The 20,751-nt window shown below is 28.7% G+C and carries 22 protein-coding genes, 1 tRNA gene and 1 other annotated feature; of the genes, 17 read left to right on the forward strand and 6 right to left on the reverse strand.

Translation table 11 applies throughout. The features are described 5' to 3' along the window. Positions 1 to 169: 169 nt before the first annotated feature. From yyaC to HF850_RS11165, 3 genes are all read right to left on the reverse strand, one after another. Positions 170 to 769 (reverse strand): spore protease YyaC, encoded by a 600-nt coding sequence (gene yyaC, locus HF850_RS11155; RefSeq protein WP_169105518.1) that lies wholly within the window; start codon positions 767 to 769, stop codon positions 170 to 172. Positions 770 to 821: 52 nt separating this feature from the next. Then, positions 822 to 1,970 carry an aminotransferase class V-fold PLP-dependent enzyme gene (locus HF850_RS11160; RefSeq protein ID WP_169105519.1) on the reverse strand — a complete coding sequence of 383 codons (1,149 nt, stop codon included), beginning with the start codon at positions 1,968 to 1,970 and terminating at the stop codon, positions 822 to 824. Between the two features lie 92 nt (positions 1,971 to 2,062). After that, entirely contained in the window at positions 2,063 to 2,725 is a 663-nt protein-coding gene (locus tag HF850_RS11165) for a LysE family transporter (RefSeq protein WP_169105520.1), read from the reverse strand. Between the two features lie 159 nt (positions 2,726 to 2,884). Between HF850_RS11165 and HF850_RS11170 the strand changes: the two genes are divergently transcribed. From HF850_RS11170 to HF850_RS11215, 10 genes are all read left to right on the forward strand, one after another. Continuing rightward, a complete protein-coding gene (locus HF850_RS11170) occupies positions 2,885 to 3,124 on the forward strand; it encodes a DUF3343 domain-containing protein (RefSeq protein WP_169105521.1) in 240 nt (79 codons plus the stop codon). Between the two features lie 215 nt (positions 3,125 to 3,339). Continuing rightward, complete coding sequence (locus tag HF850_RS11175) at positions 3,340 to 3,534, forward strand: DUF951 domain-containing protein (RefSeq protein WP_169105522.1); 195 nt, start codon at positions 3,340 to 3,342, stop codon at positions 3,532 to 3,534. Positions 3,535 to 3,636: 102 nt separating this feature from the next. Beyond that, entirely contained in the window at positions 3,637 to 3,924 is a 288-nt protein-coding gene (rpsF, locus tag HF850_RS11180; RefSeq protein ID WP_169105523.1) for a 30S ribosomal protein S6, read from the forward strand. A gap of 13 nt (positions 3,925 to 3,937) precedes the next feature. Next, positions 3,938 to 4,393 (forward strand): single-stranded DNA-binding protein, encoded by a 456-nt coding sequence (locus HF850_RS11185; RefSeq protein WP_169105524.1) that lies wholly within the window; start codon positions 3,938 to 3,940, stop codon positions 4,391 to 4,393. Between the two features lie 24 nt (positions 4,394 to 4,417). Then, positions 4,418 to 4,675 carry a 30S ribosomal protein S18 gene (gene rpsR / locus HF850_RS11190; RefSeq protein WP_169105525.1) on the forward strand — a complete coding sequence of 86 codons (258 nt, stop codon included), beginning with the start codon at positions 4,418 to 4,420 and terminating at the stop codon, positions 4,673 to 4,675. Between the two features lie 333 nt (positions 4,676 to 5,008). Continuing rightward, a complete protein-coding gene (locus HF850_RS11195) occupies positions 5,009 to 5,329 on the forward strand; it encodes a MazG-like family protein (protein ID WP_169105526.1) in 321 nt (106 codons plus the stop codon). Between the two features lie 20 nt (positions 5,330 to 5,349). Next, positions 5,350 to 7,290 (forward strand): DHH family phosphoesterase, encoded by a 1,941-nt coding sequence (locus HF850_RS11200; RefSeq protein WP_169105527.1) that lies wholly within the window; start codon positions 5,350 to 5,352, stop codon positions 7,288 to 7,290. A 2-nt stretch (positions 7,291 to 7,292) separates the two neighbouring features. Continuing rightward, a complete protein-coding gene (gene rplI / locus HF850_RS11205; protein ID WP_169105528.1) occupies positions 7,293 to 7,739 on the forward strand; it encodes a 50S ribosomal protein L9 in 447 nt (148 codons plus the stop codon). Positions 7,740 to 7,751: 12 nt separating this feature from the next. Continuing rightward, positions 7,752 to 9,647 carry a Lon family ATP-dependent protease gene (gene lonC, locus HF850_RS11210; protein WP_169105529.1) on the forward strand — a complete coding sequence of 632 codons (1,896 nt, stop codon included), beginning with the start codon at positions 7,752 to 7,754 and terminating at the stop codon, positions 9,645 to 9,647. Positions 9,648 to 9,783: 136 nt separating this feature from the next. Beyond that, complete coding sequence (locus tag HF850_RS11215) at positions 9,784 to 11,124, forward strand: replicative DNA helicase (protein WP_169105530.1); 1,341 nt, start codon at positions 9,784 to 9,786, stop codon at positions 11,122 to 11,124. A gap of 122 nt (positions 11,125 to 11,246) precedes the next feature. Here HF850_RS11215 and HF850_RS11220 read toward each other — a convergent pair whose 3' ends face one another. Beyond that, positions 11,247 to 11,594, reverse strand: coding sequence for a hypothetical protein (locus HF850_RS11220; protein ID WP_169105531.1), 348 nt, complete (start codon positions 11,592 to 11,594; stop codon positions 11,247 to 11,249). Positions 11,595 to 11,739: 145 nt separating this feature from the next. Between HF850_RS11220 and proC the strand changes: the two genes are divergently transcribed. Then, entirely contained in the window at positions 11,740 to 12,549 is an 810-nt protein-coding gene (gene proC / locus HF850_RS11225) for a pyrroline-5-carboxylate reductase (RefSeq protein WP_169105532.1), read from the forward strand. Between the two features lie 423 nt (positions 12,550 to 12,972). On the opposite strand, the gene HF850_RS11230 is transcribed toward proC, so the two are convergent. Beyond that, positions 12,973 to 14,148 (reverse strand): malic enzyme-like NAD(P)-binding protein, encoded by a 1,176-nt coding sequence (locus HF850_RS11230; RefSeq protein ID WP_169105533.1) that lies wholly within the window; start codon positions 14,146 to 14,148, stop codon positions 12,973 to 12,975. A 328-nt stretch (positions 14,149 to 14,476) separates the two neighbouring features. Here HF850_RS11230 and HF850_RS11235 point away from each other — a divergent pair, with 328 nt between their 5' ends. The 4 genes from HF850_RS11235 (at position 14,477) to HF850_RS11250 (ending at position 18,498) form a co-directional block, all read left to right on the forward strand. After that, the gene (locus HF850_RS11235) at positions 14,477 to 15,763 is read left to right on the forward strand and encodes an adenylosuccinate synthase (protein WP_169105534.1); all 1,287 of its coding nucleotides are present in this window, start codon (positions 14,477 to 14,479) and stop codon (positions 15,761 to 15,763) included. Between the two features lie 98 nt (positions 15,764 to 15,861). Beyond that, entirely contained in the window at positions 15,862 to 16,044 is a 183-nt protein-coding gene (locus HF850_RS11240) for a DUF1858 domain-containing protein (protein ID WP_169105535.1), read from the forward strand. Positions 16,045 to 16,168: 124 nt separating this feature from the next. Further along, positions 16,169 to 16,442 (forward strand) — a binding site (T-box leader). Positions 16,443 to 16,557: 115 nt separating this feature from the next. Next, complete coding sequence (locus HF850_RS11245; RefSeq protein WP_169105536.1) at positions 16,558 to 17,538, forward strand: bile acid:sodium symporter family protein; 981 nt, start codon at positions 16,558 to 16,560, stop codon at positions 17,536 to 17,538. Positions 17,539 to 17,751: 213 nt separating this feature from the next. After that, a complete protein-coding gene (locus tag HF850_RS11250) occupies positions 17,752 to 18,498 on the forward strand; it encodes an acyl-ACP thioesterase domain-containing protein (protein WP_169105537.1) in 747 nt (248 codons plus the stop codon). 110 nt (positions 18,499 to 18,608) lie between these two features. On the opposite strand, the gene HF850_RS11255 is transcribed toward HF850_RS11250, so the two are convergent. Continuing rightward, a complete protein-coding gene (locus HF850_RS11255) occupies positions 18,609 to 19,853 on the reverse strand; it encodes an NAD(P)/FAD-dependent oxidoreductase (RefSeq protein WP_169105538.1) in 1,245 nt (414 codons plus the stop codon). Between the two features lie 94 nt (positions 19,854 to 19,947). Between HF850_RS11255 and HF850_RS11260 the strand changes: the two genes are divergently transcribed. Both HF850_RS11260 and HF850_RS11265 read left to right on the forward strand, forming a co-directional pair. Then, positions 19,948 to 20,538 carry a hypothetical protein gene (locus HF850_RS11260; protein ID WP_169105539.1) on the forward strand — a complete coding sequence of 197 codons (591 nt, stop codon included), beginning with the start codon at positions 19,948 to 19,950 and terminating at the stop codon, positions 20,536 to 20,538. 138 nt (positions 20,539 to 20,676) lie between these two features. Next, positions 20,677 to 20,751: transfer RNA gene (locus tag HF850_RS11265), tRNA-Glu, on the forward strand.

Below are 20,751 nucleotides of genomic sequence, written 5' to 3' on the forward strand. Positions count from 1 at the left end.
AATAAAATGCAATTTAATTAATTAGATTTTTATGTTTATCATAATTGTTTCACGTGAAACAATTATGATAAACATTTTTTTTATTAAATTATAGAATTTGAAAATGAGAAATAAAGTTTTAATGCTTATAGTTTAAAAATATATTTTTAATTTAAGGTAACATAACTTTTTATTTAAAAGAAATTAAATTATTCTTATTACTACAATAATTTTTTATATTATTATTTGTTGAAGCAAGATAGAAATGATAAATTGCTTTAGATATAACATCAGCTAAAACCATTACAGTATATAAACGGGTATTTTGTAATATTAAAAATTCAAATTGACCAGAGATATTGACAATACCAGTTATACTCATATTTCCTACTGGGGGAAGATCTTTATTTAATGCTAAACCAGGAAGTAAAGGTGAATTTTTTATGAAGATTTTACCTATGTTATTTAATGAACCTAAACATGAATCAATAGCTATAATATATGGATCATGAAAATTGTTATGAATTTCAGATATTAATTTACATATGTTTTTTGCATGAATAGGTGATTGCAAAGTACCATATATGTGAATATTAGATTTATTTAAAAATTGAAGTTTATAACCTACAAGTGGACCAAGAGAGTCACCAGTAGATCTATCAGTACCGATGCATATAAATATAATAGGACGATTTTGGGATAATATTGGTTTTAACTCATTTAAGAGATGATTTTTTATTTCTAGATATGCAGTAGGTGATGATGAATCAACTGAAAAATTTTTACTCATGAGTAAACCTCCTTTATTAGATTTATTTCCAATAAAGGAGGTTTTATTCAAGTTACTTAGATATAATTTTATTTATTGATTTTAATGTATATTCTATCTCTTCTTTTGTTGTAAAATAACTTAAACTTAATCGTACTGTACCATTAGGATAAGTACCTATGGTTTTATGAGCAAGAGGAGAACAATGAAGTCCGCATCTTGTTTTTATTCCTTCATTTTCTAAAAGATATCCAAGTTCAGAAGAATCTAATGAAGTAGAATTTATAGATATACATGTAGTACTGTTATTTCCTGAAGTATCTCCATATACTTTTAATCCAGAAATATTCAAAAGCCCCTCTAATAAGTATTTTAATAAATATTTATTATGTTCATTAATCTCATTTAATCCTATTGAATTAATAAATTTTATTGATTCAGATAATCCTACTATACCAGGAAGATTATGAGTACCACATTCAAATTTATCAGGCAAAAAGTCAGGCTGTTCCAAAGAATATGATAAACTTCCTGTACCGCCTTGCAATATACTTGAGCATTCCTTATTTAAGTCGTCATTAATTATAAAACCACCAATTCCTTGAGGTCCTAATAAACTTTTATGTCCAGTAAATGCAACTGCATCTGCATTTATTGATTTCATATTAATATCTAAAACTCCAGCACCCTGTGAAGAATCAACTATAAAGAAAATATTATTCTTTTTACATAATTGCCCTATTTCTTTGATGTTTTGAATTGATCCAGTAACATTTGAAGCTTGAGTAATTATAATAAGTTTGGTTTTCTTTCGTATATTTTTTTCTATATCATGAACAGATACAAAGCCTTTTGAATCTGCATCAACTATATCTAAATCAATATTTATTGAATTTTTACAATCAATTAATGGCCTTATTACTGAATTATGTTCCATTGAAGAGGTAATTACATGATCGCCAGGCTTTAATAAACCTTTAATAAGCATATTAAGTGAGGTAGTAACATTGTTTGTAAAGATAACATTACTAGGGTTATCATAACCAAAGAAATTACAGACTGTTTCTCTAGCATCATATAAGTATCTATTACTTTGAAGGGAGTTACTATAATTACCTCTTCCTGCATTACCACCTACATTTAACATATAATTATATATTGCATCAACGACTTGCTTTGGTTTTGGAAAAGTTGTTGCTGCATTATCTAAATAGACTTCCATTATTTCACCTCTAAATTTAATTACTAAAATTATATAAAAAAATAAAACGTATATCTTATATTTTATTTATAAGTATATACGTTTTTGTTAAACTAAACAATAAACTTTAGTACTCCAAGTACTATAAAGATTATACCTAAAATTATTAAGAAATAATTTAGTAACTTAGATGTAGTTTGAGCATAATTACTTTTAAGTTTTTTGATTCCTTTACTTACTAAAAAATTAAGTAAACAGAACCATGAAATACTTCCTAATATCATTGCACAAGTAGAAAATGCAAAATAGGCTGCACCATTATTTCTCCATACATTTAGGACAGTTGCACTTAAAGCTATCCATAAAGATGGTGTTGTTGGGTTTATAAATGTGATTAAATATCCCATTAAAAATCCATTAGAATTATATTTAGATAGATAGTTTGTACTATTATTAGCTTTATTATTATCTTTATTATTATCTTTTTTAAAGGATACTTTATTGAATAAAATTAATACTATTCCTGAAACAATCCAGAAAATACTTTGAAAATATCGATGTTTGCTTAATAGGGTAAAGAAGCCTAAGTTAATTATTAAAATATATGTAATATCTGCAGATACAGCACCTAGAGATACTTTAAATCCTTCTTTAAACCCTTGCGATATTGAACGATTAACAGATTCAATTCCAGAAGGACCTAATGGTATAGAAGCTATAAATCCAGTAAAAAAACCTACTATTATAGCCTTACAAATTGTCCAAATTGAAAACATAATATTCTCCTCACAAAACACATTTGATATAATTATAAAATAAAAATAGAAAATTTTCACTAAAATAAGAAAGTTTTTGTATATAATTTCATTAAAGGTGATAAGTACATTTATGATGAAATTATATATAATATATTTATAAGAAAAGGTGGTGCAAAAATGAATTATTATATAATCGTTTTTAAGAATACATATGATGCTATGGCAGCAGAAAAAAAATTAGGTGAACTGAATGTGAATTTCAGAATTATGCCAACACCTACAACAATAACGATGAGCTGTGGAATATGTGTAAGAATAGAAGAAGAAAAATCAATAAAAGAAATTATTGATAATAAAACAATTGAATTTAAGAATATATATTTTAGAAATAAAGAAGGATATATACAAATTCAATAATAAATGGGGTATATAAATGTTATAAAATAAAGTATTTTATAGTTTAAATTTAACAGTAAAAGGTAACAATAGGTAATGGATTATTGGAGTTTAAAATAAATTAAATAGGCTTTTGATATATTTTTATTCTTTAGTAATAGATTATAAATTATTGTTGGATTGAAAATATATAATTAGACTTAATTAATGCAGATATAGAATGGGGGAGCATAATCATGATAGATAATTTTAATTTAGGTGATATTGTTGAAATGAAAAAACAGCATCCATGTGGTACAAATCAATTTGAAGTAATAAGAGTAGGTGCTGATATAAAAATAAAATGTATCGGATGTGGAAGAATTGTGATGATTCCACGTAATAAGTTTCAGAAAGATGCGAAACGTGTAATTGTAAAAGCAGAAAATTAGGTTAATTACTTGAATTTTTTTAAATGGAATGATATAATCATGAATTGTAATCCATGCCGTACATTAGTACGGCCGTTAGTCCAAGTGGAGGAGGTGAAATTGATGAGAAAGTACGAAACTATATTCATATTAAACCCATCATTCGATGATGAAACTGTTAAAGCTAACATCGAAAAGTTCAAGGGTGTTATAGAAAATGGTGGAGGAACAGTAGAAAATGTTGATTTCTGGGGTAAGAGAAAGCTTGCTTACGAAATCGCTAAAGTTAATGAAGGTTACTACACTTTAGTTAACTTTACTGCTAGTCCAGAATTACCTAGAGAATTAGATAGAATATTCAGAATTACTGATGGTGTTATCAGACATATCATTGTTAGTGAACAAGCGTAAGGTGGTGTTGTAAATGAACAAAGTAGTTCTAATCGGAAGATTAACTAAAGATCCAGAACTAAGATTTACACCAGGAACTGGTGCCGCTGTTACAAGCATAACAATTGCAACTGATAGATATAACACTAAAACTGGTGAGAGAGAAGCTGACTTTATACCTGTAGTAATATGGGGAAAACAAGCTGAAAGTACTGCTAATTACATGAGTAAGGGTAGCCAAATAGCTATCAGCGGTAGAATTCAAACTAGAAGTTATGACGCTAAAGATGGTACTAAAAGATATGTTACAGAAGTTGTAGCAGATCAATTTGGTGGCGTTCAATTCCTTGGAGGAAAAGGTAACAATTCTTCTATGGGAAATGGTTTTGGCGGAAGCAATGAATATTCAGCTCCAGCAAATGATGTATTTGGTGGTAGCAATTTTGAAGAAGATATAACTCCAGTAGATGATGGAGATATGCCATTCTAATAATTTAGGTGAGGAGGGAAAATGATGAGCAGAGAAGAAAATAATAACAGAAGACCTGGCGGTAGAATGAGAAGATCTAGAAAGAAAGTTTGTGCTTTCTGCGTAGATAAAGCTGAATTCATCGATTATAAAGATATAACTAAGCTAAGAAAGTATGTTACTGAAAGAGGTAAGATACTTCCAAGAAGAATCTCTGGAACATGTGCTAAGCACCAAAGAGAATTAACTACTGCTATAAAGAGAGCTAGAAACATAGCATTATTACCATTCACAACTGAATAGTAGTAATATTTGCCCCTGAGAAATCAGGGGTTTTATTTTTATATAATTAAATAAAATAAAACTATAAACCATATAGAAATAATTCAATACATTCATAGAATATTTCATAAAAACATGTCAAATATAATTGAAATACTATAAATTATCTAAAAAATTTAAGTGGTTATAATTTTAAATGTATAAAAAAAATTGCTGTTTTTTTATATGTTTAAAGGTTTTTAGGGAAAATTTTATTAGTATGGTAATATAATAAACGAATTATAAATTCTTGCAATAAGTAGTAAAAAATTTTAAAATAAAAATACAAGGGTTTAGAGGAGAGGTGATGTATCTATGAAAAAGGATAATTTTAATATAATGAGAAACATTAAGATCATAGAGGACTTAAAAGCACAACTTCTTTGTATAATAGGGGAATTTTTTAGACTCTTAACTAAAGGAAACAATGTAGCTAAAGATGCTATACTTGAATGTATTTCAGGGGCTATAATAATACTTTATGTATTAGGAGAAAAACTTGGATATACATTTGGTAATATAGACGATAATATAAAAGCAAAGTTAGATTTAGGTATAAGAGCTGAAGATCAAGTAGAAAGAGAAGGTAAGAGCTTAAGTAAATTAAAACGTTATATTAGTAGTAGAATATATTAAAAATATCTTAGGAGGATTATATGAATAAGATAACTATGCTTAAACGTTTGCTTAGGCCTGGATTATTAATCGTATTTTCAATAATACTATATTTATATGGTTTTTCTGTATTAAGTATAATAATTCTAGTGATTTGTGTGTTAGATAACTTGTGTAAGCTAAATCATTACTGGGAAAAGGAGTTAAGCACTGACCAATTCATAAAGAGTATTGATAAGGGAATATACGATAATATACTTCAATTCATATATCCATTAGCTTTAATTAAAGAAGATGGGGAATTAGTGTGGTATAATAAGCTATTTAATTCTTTAAGGACTAATAAAGAAGCTAATGAAAAAAATATTTTAAGTATAGCTAGAGGGTTAAACTTACAGGATATTTTGAAACATGAAGAAAATCTTCATCAAAGATTAAAGATAAACGAAAAATTATATGATGTATATGCAACATTAATACAGAAAGATGAAAATAATTATGTATATTTGTTATCTTTTAATGATATAACAAAATTGATAGATTATGAAACTACCCAAGAGGATATAATGCTTATAGAAGTAGATAATTTATCAGAAGTACTGGATAAAACAGAAGAAAATAACAGGCCTATTTTAGTCGCTGAAATAGAAAGAATGATAAATTCTTATGCTAATAATCTAAAAGCAATGATAAAAAAATATGACACTAATAAGTATGTTTTGTCTATTCAAGATAAATATATAGAACAAGAAATTAAGAATAAGTTTAAAATAATTGATGATATATCAAAAATATATAATGGAAATAAAATAGAAGTTACATTGAGCATAGGAATAGGAAGAGGAGGATTATCTCCACTTGAAAATTATAATAATGCTAATGTTGCTAAGGAGCTTGCACTTGGAAGAGGTGGGGCTCAGGTAGCTGTTAAGACTAATAATAATATAAGGTTTTTTGGTGGAAATACTAAGGCAATTGAAAAGAGAACTAAGGTAAAAGCAAGAGTAATTGCAAGAGCTTTAAGTGAATTAATTTATGAAAGCGGTAATGTTTATATAATAGGGCACAAGAATCCCGATATGGATTGCTTTGGAGCTGCAGTAGCTTTATCCAGTGTAATAAAACAGTTAGGTAAGAAGTGTAATATCATATTGAATAAAGAAACAAATGCTGTTGATTATTATTTAAACAAATTAAAAAAGGATAATAAATATGATAGGTTATTTATTAATTCCGAAGATGCTAAAGAAAATATAAATGATGATACTTTAGTTATAATAGTAGATGTTCATAATAAAAGCTATATTGAAGATTTAGCATTAGTAGAAAAAGCAAAACGTAAAGTTATAATTGATCATCATAGAAGAAGTCCTGATATGATTGAGCATGATATTTTAAACTATATTGAAGTATATGCATCTTCAACATCAGAAATGGTTACTGAAATAATTCAATATATGGTTCAAAGGCCTAATTTATCTAGAACTGAAGCAGAAGGCCTTCTTGCAGGTATATTTATGGATACAAAAGGTTTTACTTTTAAAACTGGAGTAAGAACTTTTGATGCTGCAGCATATTTAAAGTCATTAGGTGCAGATACTATTGAAATAAAGAAGATGTTCAATGATGATTTAAAAGAGTATTTATTAATTGCTGAAACAATAAAATCAGCAGAAGTAAATAATAATGTAGCTATTGCAATTACACCTAAAAACGTAGATACTGTAATTGTAGCAAAAGCAGCAGATGAACTGCTAAATATATCAGGTATTAATGTGAGCTTTGTTTTAGGAGAAATAAAGAATGAGATATATATTAGTGGAAGGTCATTAGGAGATATAAATATTCAAGTTGTATTAGAAGCATTAGGTGGTGGAGGACATATGAATATAGCAGGAGCTAACTTATCTGATATCACTATGGATGAAGCAGTTCAAAAATTAAAAGAATCAATGAAAAAAAACTTAAGGATAGGTGAATAGATATGAAAGTTATTTTATTACAAGATGTAAAAAGAGTTGGTAAAAAGGGAGATGTAATAGAAGCATCAGATGGATATGCAAGAAACTTTTTATTTCCTAGAAAATTAGCTCAAGAAGCAAGTGATGCAAACTTACACATTTTAAATAATAAAAAAGAAAATGAAAGAAAGCAAAAATTAGCTGAACTTGAAGCTGCACAAAAATTAGCAGGAGAATTAAAAGGTAAAGAAGTTAAGATGACTGCTAAAGCTGGAGAAAATGGAAAGTTATTTGGGGCAATAACTAATAAAGATGTTGCTGAATTAGTTAATAAACAATATAACGTAAATATTGATAAAAAGAAAATAGTAATGGATACAATAAAAGTAGCAGGTGGATATGAATTTGAAGTTAAATTATATCCAGAAGTTAGTACAAAGATGAAGGTGATTATTGTTCCACAAGCATAAGGAGGATTAAATTTGAATTCATATGATGGATCAAAGATATTAGAAAGCTTTATTACAGATAATCTATCAGTAGAATCACAAATTGAAGCGCTTTTTTCAATTACTAAGAATGTTCTTGATAAGGGTGCCTTTAGAGCTAGAACAATACGTTTTAAATTAGATAAATATTTAAAATCAGAAAATTTATGTGATAGAATATTTGCATTAAATAATATCTTAGCTGAAGGTAATGATTTAAAAACAGTACCTAAAGAAGAAGAATTACAGAATGCTATTGATAGAACACTTGAACTAATATCTAATGAATTAGCAAAAAGATATGTGCAAAATAAAATAGAAGCTGAAGTTGAGCAATCTATAATGGAAAAACAAGAAAAGTATATAGATGAAGTAAGACTTTCAGTAATTAATAAACAAAAAGGTGTAGAAAATAAAAAGACTTTAAGTAAACTAGATAATTTAGTTGATTTAGATAGCAGAGTTACAAGTAAGAATATAATGAGCTTTTTAAGACCAAATACTTTTGAAGAAATAATAGGTCAAGAAAGAGCTATAACTTCACTTGTATCAAAATTATCTTCACCATACCCACAGCATATTATTTTATATGGACCTCCAGGAGTAGGTAAAACTTCAGCAGCAAGATTAGCTCTTGAAGAAGTTAGAAAACTTCCTTTTACTCCATTTGATGAAAAATCAAAATTTGTAGAAGTTGATGGAACTACTTTAAGATGGGATCCAAGAGAAATTACAAATCCTTTATTAGGTTCAGTGCATGATCCTATATATCAAGGAAGTAAGAGAGATTTAGCAGAAGTGGGAATTCCAGAACCAAAGCCAGGCTTAGTAACAGAAGCTCATGGTGGAGTTCTATTTATAGATGAAATAGGTGAACTTGATTCTATGCTTCAAAACAAACTTTTAAAGGTGTTAGAAGATAAGAGAGTTGAATTTTCATCATCATACTATGATCCAGATGATGAAATGATACCTAAGTATATCAAATATTTATTTGATAATGGAGCACCAGCTGATTTTGTGTTAATTGGAGCAACTACTAAAAGTCCAAGTGAAATAAATCCAGCATTAAGATCAAGATGTACTGAAGTATATTTTGAACCTCTTTCATCATCAGATATAGCTAATATAGTAGAAGATGCTGCAAAGAAACTTAATGTTAAATTAGAAGATGGTGTTGCAGCTAAAATAAGTAGTTATACTTATGAAGGAAGAAAGGCTATAAATATGCTTACGGATGCATATGGATATGCTTTATACTGTTCAAAAAATGATGTAGAAAACTTAGAAATTAAACTATCTCATCTTGATGAAATAATTTCAATAGGAAGATATAATCCATTTGAAAGATTAAAAGATACAGCTAAGAGAGAAATCGGCCACATATATGGTCTTGGTGTAAGTGGATTTTTAGGATCTACAATTGAAATAGAAGCTGCAGTTTTCCCAGCAAAGAAAAAAGGTGCTGGAGTAGTAAGATTTAATGAAACTGCTGGATCTATGGCAAAAGATTCAGTATTTAATGCTGCATCAGTTATTAGAAGTATAACAGATAAAGATATTAAAGATTATGATATCCATGTTAATGTTATTGGTGGAGGAAAGATAGATGGACCTTCAGCAGGTACAGCTATTACTTTATGTATAATAAGTGCATTATTGAAGAAGCCAATAAGACAAGATTTAGCTGTTACAGGAGAAATATCTCTTGTAGGAAAGGTTAAACCAGTAGGCGGTATATTTGAAAAGATATATGGTGCTAAGAGAATGGGAATTAACCTTGTGTTAGTTCCAAAAGATAATGAAAATGAGATACCATTAAATAATAGCGGTATTGAAGTAAGAACTATTAGCAGTATAGAAGAAGCTATGGATATTGCATTTAATTAATATATAATGCACAATGTATAATAAGCAGATTTAATTTTATCTGCTTATTATACTTGTGCGTTTTTATTTTCAAATAATGAAATTTGATATATAATTTGTATTACGTATAAATTTTAGAAGAAAGGAGGAAGAGTATATGGATGCACCAGCAATGAGAAGTCTACCTCAAAGTATAGAAGCAGAACAATCGGTAATTGGATCCATGATTATTGATAAAAATGCAATTGCTAAAGTATTAGAAAAATTATCTGAAGAAGATTTTTATAGAGATGGACATAAAGTTATTTATAGAGCTATATTTGAGATGTATAGAAATGATATAGCAGTAGACCTTGTTACTTTACTAGAATATTTAAAGAGTACTGGGAATCTTGAAAGAGCTGGAGGAATAACTTATATTACAGAAGTAAGTTCATCAGTTCCAACTACGGCAAACTTAAGTGCATACATAAAAATAGTATCGGATAAATCTACTCTTAGAAAATTAATTAAGGCTTCAACTGATATAATAGAAGAAAGTTATAATAATCAGAGTCAGGTTGAAAATGTAGTAGATTTAGCTGAAAAGAACATATTTAATATATCTGAAAATAGGCAGACTAAAGACTTTGAACCATTAAGTGATGTATTAGAAAGAGGATTTGTTCAAATAGAAAAACTTTTTAATAACAAAGGGGAAGTAACAGGAGTACCTTCAGGATTTACTGATTTAGATGCAAAAACATCAGGATTTCAAAGTGGTGATATGATTCTGATTGCAGCTAGACCATCTATGGGAAAAACGACATTTGCTCTTAATATAGCTGAAAATGCAGCCCTTAGAGAAGGTAAAAGTGTGGTTATATTTTCACTGGAAATGTCTAAGGAACAGCTTGCATATAAACTTCTTTGCTCAGAAGCAAATGTTGATATGCTTAAGCTTAGAACTGGTACACTTGATGATAAGGACTGGGAAAACATAGCTATGGCTACAGGACCTCTTTCAAAAGCAAAGATATATATAGATGATACTGCCGGTGTTACTATTATGGAAATGAGATCTAAGTGCAGAAGACTTAAGATGGAATATGGAATAGACCTTATAGTAATAGATTACTTACAGCTTATGTCTGGAGGAGCAGGTTCGGATGGAAACAGACAACAGGAAGTATCTGAAATATCAAGATCAATCAAGGCTTTAGCAAAAGAAATGGAATGTCCAGTTATTGCATTATCACAGTTGTCTCGTGCTCCTGAACAAAGAGCAGACCATAGACCAATGTTATCAGACCTTAGAGAATCAGGTTCTATAGAACAGGATGCTGATATAGTTATGTTCCTTTATAGAGATGAATATTATAATAAGGAATCTGAAGATAAAGGTATTGGTGAATGTATTATGGCTAAGCAAAGAAACGGTCCGGTTGGTACTGTAAAACTTGCATGGTTAGGTCAATATAGTAAGTTTGGTAATTTAGATTTAATGCATCAGGAATAAATATAAATAAAATAGATATAAGAGATTTAATTTTAAATTCTCTTATATCTATTTTTTTATTAGTTAAATATATAATGTTATAATCATTTAAATTGAGTGCATTTTATATTTACCATTAAGAATTAAGTATAATAGATTTTTGGAATCTTTAATGTTACACTATTACTATAGTAAGTGTGAGAAATTTTATTTATATTTATATTAGGTAAGAAAAACATTCGCGTTAGTAATATTTTTGGCTTCATCTGTCTAAGCCGTATTTGCAATATTAAAAAACTATTTTTATAGTAAAATTGAAAAGTTTGCTTAGCTTTAAAATAGTTTTCTAACTGAATACAATAAAATTGTGAGTTTTCTTGTATTTCACACGATGGGATTTTATTGATAGAAAAATCAGGATATAAAATAGAATCAATAAAATCTTCAATATTCATGACTCTATTATTATAAATTAGAGAAAAATCAGTCATAAAAATTCCTCCCTCCATGTTATTAATAGTTTGTGTTTATAGGGTATAAGTAATCCTATGATTGTGATGGAGGATATTTTAAATCTTTATATAAAAACATAAAAAATCAAATAATAACAAAAAATTTTAAAATGGGGGCTTAGAAATGAGCAAAAAGATAGGATTTATAGGTTGTGGAAACATGGGAAGTGCAATGGTTGGGGGATTAATAAAATCAGGATTTGTAACTGCTGATGATATAATCGTATCAACTAAAACAGAAGCTTCGTCTAAAAAATTAGAAGAAGAATTTAAAATTACAACTACTTTAGATAGCAGACTTGTAGCTAAAGAAAGTGAAACAGTGATTTTAGCTGTTAAGCCTAATATGTATAAAAGTATAGTAGAAGAAGTAAAAAATGAATTAACTAAAGATAAATTAATAATAACAATAGCAGCTGGAATAGAAATTTCTGATATGGAAGAATGGCTTGGAGAAAATTTTAAAATAATAAGAACTATGCCTAATACACCAGCACTTGTAGGAGAAGCTATATCTGCAGTTTGTCCTAATAAGAATGTTTCAGAAGAGGGTTTACAATACTGTATAAATATTTTTGAAAGCTTTGGAGAATGTGAAGTTTTAGAAGAAAAATATTTTGATGGATTTATAGCTGTTGCTGGCTCATCGCCTGCATATGTATTTATGTTTATTGAAGCTATGGCAGATGGTGCAGTAAAACTAGGAATACCAAGAGCAAAAGCATATAAGATGGCAGCTCAAAGTGTTTTAGGATCTGCAAAAATGGTTCTAGATACAGGAAAACATCCTGGTGAATTAAAGGATATGGTATGTTCACCAGGTGGAACTACTATAGATGCTGTAGTTGAACTTGAAAAACTAGGTCTAAGGAATAGTGTAATTCAGGCTATGGATAAGTGTGCTGAAAAATCAAAAAATCTTTCTAAAAAATAGAGGAATATAGAGAAAGTATTAAACCAAAAATATTATTATAAATATAGAAAATATTTTTTATGAATTAAAAAAATAATATGATTTTATGGTTATATAAAATTTTGGGAGCAAAGAATTATAAATTCTTTGCTCCCTGTGTTTTTATGTGAATAATTTCAAAATAAATTTAATGTGGAAAACTTCCTTGAAATAAAACTGTGGATTAATTTTTTTATTTCAATTGTGGATAATATTTTGAATTTATTTTTGTGGATAAATTTATAAAAAAAATTAAATTAATCTATATTACATAAAGTAGTTGTATTATTAAAATAAATAGAAGCACAATCTTTTCATAAATGAATAGACTGTGCTTCTAAATGTATAATGTGCAATTATATTAATTTATTTTATAGGTAGATTCATTATTAAGTTTAGAAAATATTATATTTGAGCAGCTCCACTTTTTATAGCAGCTTCCTTTACAGCTTCAGCAACTAATTTTTGAACTTTTAAATCAAATGCTTTTGGAATAATATTTTCTGCATTTAATTCATTTTCAGGAATAGCTCCAGCTATTGCATATGCAGCAGCAACTTTCATTTCTTCGTTGATTTCTTTAGCTCTTACATCTAAAGCGCCTCTGAATACTCCTGGGAAGGCAAGAACGTTATTAATTTGATTAGGATAATCTGAACGTCCAGTACCCATTACAGCAATACCAGCTTCCTTTGCATCTTCAGGGAATATTTCAGGAGTAGGATTTGCCATAGCAAAGATGATTCCATCTTTATTCATAGTTTTAACCATTTCTTTTGAAACTATATTTGGAGCTGAAACACCTATAAATACATCAGCACCTACCATAGCATCTTTAAGCATACCAGTTACATTTTCAGGATTAGTTATTTGAGCTAATTCTTCCATGTATTTATTGCTGCTCAAATCTTTATCTCTGCTTATTACACCATTGATATCGCACATTACTATATTTTTTACACCAGAAGATAATAATAATTTACATATAGCAGTTCCAGCCGAACCTGCACCGTTTATAACAACTTTTATATCTTCAAGTTTTTTATTTACTACTTTTAATGCATTAATAAGTCCTGATAAGACAACTATAGCAGTTCCATGTTGATCATCATGGAATACAGGAATATTTAATCTTTCCTTTAATTTCTTTTCAATTTCGAAACATCTTGGAGCAGATATATCTTCAAGATTTATGCCTCCTAAAGTTGGAGCTATGTTTACAACTGTTTCAACTATTTCATCAACATTTTTTGTATCAAGGACTATAGGAAATGCATCTACATTACCAAATTCTTTGAATAGTACACTTTTACCTTCCATTACAGGCAAAGCGGCTAGTGGCCCTATATCACCAAGTCCTAGTACTGCAGTTCCGTCTGATATTACAGCAACAGTATTCCATTTACGTGTGTAGGTATATACTTTTGATGGATCTTTATGTATTTCACGACAAGGTTCAGCAACTCCTGGTGTATATGCAAGACTTAAGTCTTTTGCATTTTTTACTTCACAAGTAGGCTTTATTTCGTATTTACCCTTTTTCTCTTCGTGAAATTTTAATGCTTCTTCATAAATATTCATAGAAAACACTCCTTAACAGTTAATATATATAAAATAATTCTAAAAATTAATAAAAAATTCAGGCGTATATATTTAATTATACGAATAATTTAATAAAAAAGCAAAAAAATATTCGATATCTAGTTGACCGTAGACACGTACTTTGCTAATATTTAAAAGGAGATATAAAGTTTATAGATAAATGATAGTATTTATTTATTCAAATTATATTCTATAAAATATTTTTAATAAGTGAATAAATAAAGGATTTAGACCACTTGTCTATGAGTAACTCCAATTAATTAGAATGAATATAAAATAGAGTATTTATTTAAGGGAGGCAAGATAAATGTCAGCATTTATTGTTTTAGGAGCTCAATGGGGAGATGAAGGAAAGGGAAAAATGACAGATTATTTAGCAGAAGATGCTAATGTTGTTGTTAGATTCCAAGGAGGAAATAATGCTGGTCACACTGTTGTAGTTGGTGACAAAGAATACAAATTGCACTTAATACCATCAGGAATTTTATATGACGATAAATTAAACGTAATTGGAAATGGAGTAGTTGTAGACCCAAAGGCGTTATTTGAAGAAATAGATTATTTAGAAGGAGTTGGAGTTAAGGTAACTCCTGAAAAATTAATCATTAGTGATAGAGCTCAACTTATAATGCCATATCATAAAGTTTTAGATAGATTAAAAGAAAAAGCAAGAGGAAAGAACGATATAGGTACTACTGGTAAAGGAATAGGACCTTGTTATACAGATAAATTTGAAAGATGTGGAATCAGAATGTGTGACTTAATGCACGAAGAAGTTTTCACAGAAAAATTAAGAGAAAATATTGAAATGAAAAATGCGTATATAACTAAAATTTTAGGTGGAGAAGCATTAGATTTTGATTCAATATTAAAAGAATACTTAGAATATGGTAAAAAACTTAGACCATTCATACAAGACACATCAGTTAGGGTATATGATGACATAAAAGCAGATAAAACTGTGTTATTTGAAGGTGCTCAAGGTATGTTATTAGATATTGATTATGGAACTTATCCATATGTAACATCATCTAATACAACTGCTGGTGGAGTAGCTAATGGTGTAGGAATAGGACCTAACATGATTACTAATGCTGTTGGTATAACAAAAGCTTATACAACAAGAGTTGGTAAAGGACCATTCCCAACTGAATTAATGAATGAAACTGGTGAATGGATAAGAGAAAAAGGTCATGAATTTGGTGTTACTACAGGAAGAGCTAGAAGATGCGGATGGCTTGACCTTGTAATAGTTAAAACTGCATGCAGAGTAAGTGGTTTAACTTCTTTAGCTATTACAAAAATTGATACATTAGCTGGTCTTGAAAAGATTAAAGTATGTGTAGGATATAAATTTAACGGAAAAGTTATAGATTACTTCCCAGCAAGTTTAGAAGATTTAGCAGCATGTGAACCTGTATATGAAGAGTTTGACGGATGGGGAGATGAAGTAGCTGATGCTAGAAGCTATGATGAATTACCTGAAAATGCAAAGAAATACTTAAAGAGAATAGAAGAATTTACAGGAACTGATATATCAATAGTATCTGTTGGTCCTAAGAGAGACCAAACTATGAGAGTTAAAGCACTATAGTTTATTAATATACTCGGATATTGACTTTTAAGTCAGCTTAAAATATAATTTTTTATGTAAAATAATATTTATATTTTATGCAAAAGAGGGTGAATATAATGATAACTAAGGATATGACAATAGGTGAAGTAGTTCATGCTGATCCATCAAAAGCTCAAGTTTTAATGAGCTTTGGAATGGGATGTGTCGGATGTCCATCAGCTCAAGCTGAAACTATTGCAGAAGCTGCAACAGTTCATGGATTAAATCTAGATGAATTACTAGAAGCATTAAATAAATAATATTTACAAATAGGACTTTCAGTTTTGAAAGTCCTATTTTTATTATAAAAAATATAATTTTAAAGGATTATGTGTTATATTGACATGGCGAAAAATAAATGCCAATATTAGTAATATATTACAAATAAATCCTGTGAAAAGAAAAAGTAAGTTTAATCGTTGTTCTTCAGAAAGTTAGTGTATGATGTGAGCTAATGTGCAGGTTTTACTGAAAATCATATTGGAGGAGTGAAACTGAAATTGTTGATGCTGATAAAGTAAGTTTCAACGGTATTTCACCGTTAAAAGAGACACATATTATTAGTATGTTGCTGAGAGCTATTAAAATGATATTAATTTAGATATATAATATCACTTTATAGAATTAGGGTGGTATCGCGGAAAACTTCGTCCCTTTATAGGGAGGAAGTTTTTTTGCATTGATTTTAAACTGATAAAGTGTATTATCTAATGAGTGTATTTGAGGATAGTACTTTGTGATAAATTATTAATAATATAATGGGGGCTTTTATCATGAATGTATTGAAAAATATTAGTAAATTTTTATCTAAAAACACATCTATTTTTGTTATAGCAATAGCAGTGATAACTTTTTTTATACCTAGTCTATTTACATGGGTAAGAGGAATAAATCAAACAATTATTTTGGGGATTATAATGTTTGGAATGGGACTTACACTTACTACAAAAGATTTTAAAATTTTAGCTGAGAGACCTCTTGATATATTTATAGGAGCATTGGCACAATATACAGTAATGCCACTTTTAGCATATACAGTTGGAACTGTATTAGGATTACCAAGTGAAATAAAAGTCGGATTAATTTTAGTAGGATGTTGTCCTGGTGGAGTGTCATCTAATATAATGTCTTTTCTATGCAATGGAGATGTGCCATTTTCAGTAGGTATGACTACAGCTTCTACACTTCTTTCTCCAATATTAACACCAGTTTTGGTTCTTGCTCCTGCAGGTGAACAGATTGAAGTTAATGCTGTTGGAATGTTTGTTTCTATAATTGAGTCAGTTATTATTCCAATAGTAATAGGATTTTTATTAAATTATTTTTGGGGAAACAAAAAGACATTTAAAGATGTTCAACAAGTTATGCCAGGTGTATCTGTAATTGGACTTGCATTTATAGTAGGAGGAGTTATTTCATTGCAAGGACATAATTTCTTCAAATCAGGAATAATAATTTTTATAGCTGTATTATTGCATAATGGACTTGGATATTTATTAGGATATGGAGTAGGTATACTTACAAATATGTCTGTTGCTAAAAAGCGTACTATATCTATTGAAGTAGGAATGCAGAATGCAGGGCTTGCAACTAATTTAGCAACTGCACACTTTGCAGCAACACCTCAAGCAGCTGTTGCTTGTGCTGTATCATGTGTATGGCATTCTATCTCAGGAACTTTACTTGCTGGATTATATGCTAAATTTGATGAGAAAAAGGAAGCTGCTGATGAACTTAAATCCATAAATGAATAATATAAAAACAATTTTATTAGCAATTTTAACTGGGACCATTATCTAACTTAAAGAGACAATGGTCCTTTATGTTAAATTATTATGAACATAGTAATAAAAAAATGGACTAATATGATAATATATATAAATAGATTAGTAATACATACAGAAGGGAGGCAGTTATTATAAAAGACTGATTTTTTTAATTATTAATCAGCTTTTATATAGCAAGATATGGGTTATAAGTTTACAAAAAATTATGAAGTACATTATTACGAGGTAGATTCTAATTTAAGATGTAAATTATCTTCGATAATTGAGTTTATAGGAGATATTGGGACACATCAATCAGAAGAAGCAGGCGGTGGAATGAAATACTGTATGGACAATAATTGTGCATGGGTATTTTATCAAGATGATATTAAAATGTACAGATATCCTATGTTCGGAGAAATTATAAGCATAACTACAGAAGCAGTTGGATTTAAAAGGTTCTATGGATTAAGAAGATATGTAATAAGAGATTCTGAAGACAAGATAATAGGAGAGGCAGAAGCAATATTCTTCTTGATAGATATTGAAAAAAGAAGACCTATGAGAATTCAGAAGGAACAGTATGGGTTTTATGGAGTAGATGGAGACGTTGATTATGACATAAGCCTTGAAAAGCTTCATCCAGTAGAAGAAACTCAATATACAAAGAATTTCAACATAAGATATTCAGATATCGATTCTAATAAGCATGTAAATAATGTTAAATACATTGAATGGGCTATAGAAGCAGTACCAATGGAAATAGTTGAAAAATATCAAGTAAAAAGAATTAAAGTTATGTTTGAAAAAGAATGTAAATATGGCGAAGTTGTTTCTTCTTCAGCAGCAGTAACAAAAATTGATGATAATAATTTAAAATCACAACATATCATTAAAAATGGTGACGGAAAAGAACTTACTTTATTAGAAATAGAATGGGGAAAGTAAATTTTTTAATTAAAATTTATGCAAGGTTAAGAAATAACAGTAATTAAGCTAAATAATATAAAAAGCTATTGTAGAAATTTTATTTTTACAATAGCTTTTTGTTAATAATATTATTTTTCAGATGCCGACTTTGCTGCTAGATATCCAGAGCTCCAAGCCCACTGAAGGTTAAAGCCGCCACAGTCACCATGTACATCAATCATTTCACCACATAAATAAAGTCCATCAACTAGTTTAGATTCTAAAGTAGAACTATTTATATCTTTAGTGTTTATACCGCCAACGGTAACCTGAGCATTGTTAAATCCATTTGTATCAATGCAATTAAAATCCCATTTTTTAAATTTTGAGATTAATTTATTTATGTATTTCCAGTCAATATTTGAACAAGGTTGGTGTATATCTTTTATACCTACATCTTTTAATATAGTAGGAATAAGTTTTTTATTAATAACACCAATTAATGAAGAAGATATTTCTCTATATCCAAACATTGAAAAATGAGTGGCAAGGAAATTTTCAACATCTTCTTTACTTTCATATGGAAGTATATCAACACTTATAGTTACTTTTGATTTATTATGAAGTGCTTTTGAAGCATAATAAGAAAGTTGTAATATTGGAGGGCCTGATATTCCGTAATCAGTAAATAAAACTTCTCCAAGTTCTGTACGAATTAATTTATCATCTATATAAATAGAAACAGATCCATCAAATTTTATTCCAGACATAGCTTTTAAGTAAGGATAATCAAGTTTTAATTGAACGATACCAGGAATAGGTTCAATTATACTGTGGCCAAAATGTTTTGCTAATTTATAGCCTGAACCATCAGAGCCTGTTTTTACAGCTGATTTTCCACCACAGCATAAAATTAGCTGATGACATGAAAATCCATCATATTCTTCATTAGATGTACTCAGTAAAAAGTTTTTTTTCTTGCTTATAGAAGTTATCTTGCTGTTTGTATAAACAGGTATCTGCTTATCCTCTATAGCCATTCTGAATATATCTACAACAGAAGAGGCTTGAAGGGATTTTGGATACATTTTTCCGTTTTCTAATTCTACAAGAGGAAGTCCTAAAGATAGAAAAAAGTTTTTTGTATCTTCTATAGAAAAACTATTTAATGCATCATTAAAAAAATTACTATTTTCACTATGGTATGTAGTATAGGGAGAAGAAATAGTGCTATTTGTAATATTACATCTCCCGTTACCAGTAGTGAGAATTTTTTTTCCAACTCTATCTGTACCTTCTACTATTGCTACATCCATTCCAAAATCTTTAGCTACAACTGCTGCCATCAAGCCAGATGCGCCTCCGCCAACAATTATTAGATCGTGATAAATCATGTTATTAATCACTCCTTGTTTTTATATTAAATAAATTTTATCACAGTAATATTAAGGATAAAAGAAAGGAATACTAAATATAGAGGTGATTTGTATGAAAGTTAAGATAATAAATAATTCTTTAGAAGACTATGGCAATGAATTTAAAGTAAGAAGAATGAATTATGATCAGATAATCGTAAATTATCCAACAGGTACAGGATTAAAAAAATTCACATATGAAGATGTTGAATGTATAAGTGAAAATGAAATTGATGATTTTTTGATAAATAATAGAATGTATTTAAAAATAAAATTAAAGAGAGGAATCTCTGTAACTTTTTATAATTCATTAAATGAAGCATTAAAATTAGAAATAGGAGAAGAAGTAAAAAATCTTAATATATTAAAAGATAAATATAATATTAATAAAAGAGGTATATGGGAAAAGCAAATATTATTATTAGCCAATGATAAATTTCCATTAGAAATATATGCTTCAGGACAAAATTTCAAACGTGATAGTTATAATATGAATATAAGTGAAGTAGAAAAGGCTATTTTTTTAGATGAATGTAATGAGGAAATAAATAGAATAAATGGAGAAATAGAAGAAAGAAATCATATAATTCAGGGATTTTTTGATGCAATTGAAAAAATAAGTTCGCTTGATAAACCTAGTAATAATCAGGGTTTAGAGATTTAGAATAAACAAAAAATAAAAAAAAATAAAAAAAAATGAAAAAATGTGTTGACACTTAAAGAGAATTTCTGTATTATAGTCTATGTGGTCAGCGCGACACAGTCAAGAAGCAAGACGGTAAAGCGGATGACAATAAAGCATGGCTCCTTGGTCAAGCGGTTAAGACACCACCCTTTCACGGTGGTAACAGGGGTTCGATTCCCCTAGGAGTCACCA

Origin of the sequence: Clostridium sp. SM-530-WT-3G (assembly GCF_012843905.1) — a bacterium.
Classification (GTDB): domain Bacteria; phylum Bacillota; class Clostridia; order Clostridiales; family Clostridiaceae; genus Clostridium.

Excerpts from the sequence above, each read along its gene's own strand:
- HF850_RS11195 (WP_169105526.1), top strand. The coding sequence starts at position 5,009 with ATGAAAAAGGATAATTTTAATATAATGAGAAACATTAAGATCATAGAG.
- HF850_RS11220 (WP_169105531.1), bottom strand. The coding sequence starts at position 11,594 with ATGACTGATTTTTCTCTAATTTATAATAATAGAGTCATGAATATTGAA.
- yyaC (WP_169105518.1), bottom strand. The coding sequence starts at position 769 with ATGAGTAAAAATTTTTCAGTTGATTCATCATCACCTACTGCATATCTA.
- proC (WP_169105532.1), top strand. The coding sequence starts at position 11,740 with ATGAGCAAAAAGATAGGATTTATAGGTTGTGGAAACATGGGAAGTGCA.
- HF850_RS11240 (WP_169105535.1), top strand. The coding sequence starts at position 15,862 with ATGATAACTAAGGATATGACAATAGGTGAAGTAGTTCATGCTGATCCA.
- HF850_RS11235 (WP_169105534.1), top strand. The coding sequence starts at position 14,477 with ATGTCAGCATTTATTGTTTTAGGAGCTCAATGGGGAGATGAAGGAAAG.
- HF850_RS11200 (WP_169105527.1), top strand. The coding sequence starts at position 5,350 with ATGAATAAGATAACTATGCTTAAACGTTTGCTTAGGCCTGGATTATTA.
- HF850_RS11250 (WP_169105537.1), top strand. The coding sequence starts at position 17,752 with ATGGGTTATAAGTTTACAAAAAATTATGAAGTACATTATTACGAGGTA.
- HF850_RS11160 (WP_169105519.1), bottom strand. The coding sequence starts at position 1,970 with ATGGAAGTCTATTTAGATAATGCAGCAACAACTTTTCCAAAACCAAAG.
- HF850_RS11165 (WP_169105520.1), bottom strand. The coding sequence starts at position 2,725 with ATGTTTTCAATTTGGACAATTTGTAAGGCTATAATAGTAGGTTTTTTT.
- HF850_RS11260 (WP_169105539.1), top strand. The coding sequence starts at position 19,948 with ATGAAAGTTAAGATAATAAATAATTCTTTAGAAGACTATGGCAATGAA.
- HF850_RS11255 (WP_169105538.1), bottom strand. The coding sequence starts at position 19,853 with ATGATTTATCACGATCTAATAATTGTTGGCGGAGGCGCATCTGGCTTG.
- rplI (WP_169105528.1), top strand. The coding sequence starts at position 7,293 with ATGAAAGTTATTTTATTACAAGATGTAAAAAGAGTTGGTAAAAAGGGA.
- rpsF (WP_169105523.1), top strand. The coding sequence starts at position 3,637 with ATGAGAAAGTACGAAACTATATTCATATTAAACCCATCATTCGATGAT.
- HF850_RS11245 (WP_169105536.1), top strand. The coding sequence starts at position 16,558 with ATGAATGTATTGAAAAATATTAGTAAATTTTTATCTAAAAACACATCT.
- HF850_RS11170 (WP_169105521.1), top strand. The coding sequence starts at position 2,885 with ATGAATTATTATATAATCGTTTTTAAGAATACATATGATGCTATGGCA.
- HF850_RS11230 (WP_169105533.1), bottom strand. The coding sequence starts at position 14,148 with ATGAATATTTATGAAGAAGCATTAAAATTTCACGAAGAGAAAAAGGGT.
- HF850_RS11215 (WP_169105530.1), top strand. The coding sequence starts at position 9,784 with ATGGATGCACCAGCAATGAGAAGTCTACCTCAAAGTATAGAAGCAGAA.
- HF850_RS11185 (WP_169105524.1), top strand. The coding sequence starts at position 3,938 with ATGAACAAAGTAGTTCTAATCGGAAGATTAACTAAAGATCCAGAACTA.
- rpsR (WP_169105525.1), top strand. The coding sequence starts at position 4,418 with ATGAGCAGAGAAGAAAATAATAACAGAAGACCTGGCGGTAGAATGAGA.
- HF850_RS11175 (WP_169105522.1), top strand. The coding sequence starts at position 3,340 with ATGATAGATAATTTTAATTTAGGTGATATTGTTGAAATGAAAAAACAG.